Raw genomic sequence first — 947 nt, 5'->3', positions numbered from 1 at the left:
CCCCTAAACCGTTTTGGCGATCCCTCCCCGCATCCCATATGCTTCTCACGTCCCCGACGCGCTGAGAAGCGCCCAGGCGGGCCGATAGCCCTCATCGTCTAGCGGCCTAGGACGCCGCCCTTTCAAGGCGGTAGCACGGGTTCGAATCCCGTTGGGGGCACGCAAAACCGTGTGCGACACTGGTGGTCGCTCACAAAGCATGGTCCTGTGGAGCAGTTTGGAGTGCTCGCCACCCTGTCAAGGTGGAGGCCGCGGGTTCAAATCCCGTCAGGACCGCCAAGGCTTTACAAAAAGCCTTGATGGCTGGGTAGCTCAGTTGGTACGAGCGATCGCCTGAAAAGCGATAGGTCGCCGGTTCGACCCCGGCCCCAGCCACAACTAAGGCCCCGATCTCTGGATCGGGGCCTTGTTGTATGTCTACGGCGATCAGGTTGGCACCGGGGTTCTGCGGCGCTACGTTCTGGCGGGTCGGTGTAGGGGCAAGGGGCGGGGACGATGAGTCAGAGTGAGGCCAGAGCCGTTCGGGACATCGAGTTGGAGAAGGACCGGGCCCGGTACGGGCTGCTGGCTGTGGTGATCAGCAATCTCGCCATCGCCGGGGTGGCGATCTTCGGCGTGTGGCGGCTGGACGGGGACAAGTCGGTGATCGTGGGCGTGCTCACCGCCGCCTTCACCGCCGTGAGCAGCATGACCACCGCCTATCTGGGGATCAAGGCCGTGTCGAACACGGCGAGGGCGATCGCTCTGGGGGACGGCGGCAGTGGACGGCAGCAGGCGGCGTCGGCCGCCACGCCGCCCGCCGCGCCGAGTTCCACGCCACCTGTCGCGCCGCCCGCCCAGCGGACGCCGTAAGGCGCCCGGAAGGCACCGGGTACAAATCGTTCGCCACGGATTTCCCGGGGATGAGATCCTGGATCGCGTATGTCTACGCACCCTGCCCCCGGCAC

The 947-nt window shown here is 65.9% G+C and carries 1 protein-coding gene and 3 tRNA genes; all 4 read left to right on the top strand.

Features of this window, described 5'->3' with window-relative positions; translation table 11 throughout:
• Positions 1-87: 87 nt before the first annotated feature.
• The 4 genes from GRC12_RS44690 (at position 88) to GRC12_RS44675 (ending at position 852) form a co-directional block, all read left to right on the top strand.
• Positions 88-160 (top strand) — tRNA-Glu (locus GRC12_RS44690).
• A 41-nt stretch (positions 161-201) separates the two neighbouring features.
• Positions 202-279, top strand: a tRNA-Asp gene (locus tag GRC12_RS44685).
• Positions 280-301: 22 nt separating this feature from the next.
• Positions 302-375 (top strand) — tRNA-Phe (locus GRC12_RS44680).
• Between the two features lie 120 nt (positions 376-495).
• The gene (locus tag GRC12_RS44675) at positions 496-852 is read left to right on the top strand and encodes a hypothetical protein (RefSeq protein WP_208786125.1); all 357 of its coding nucleotides are present in this window, start codon (positions 496-498) and stop codon (positions 850-852) included.
• The last annotated feature ends 95 nt before the right edge of the window (positions 853-947 follow it).

The organism is Streptomyces griseorubiginosus, assembly GCF_017614965.1.
Taxonomy (GTDB): Bacteria; Actinomycetota; Actinomycetes; order Streptomycetales; family Streptomycetaceae; genus Streptomyces; species Streptomyces griseorubiginosus_B.
The sequence above is the reverse complement of the archived record's forward strand: the minus strand, read 5'-3'. Positions and strand labels throughout refer to the sequence as shown.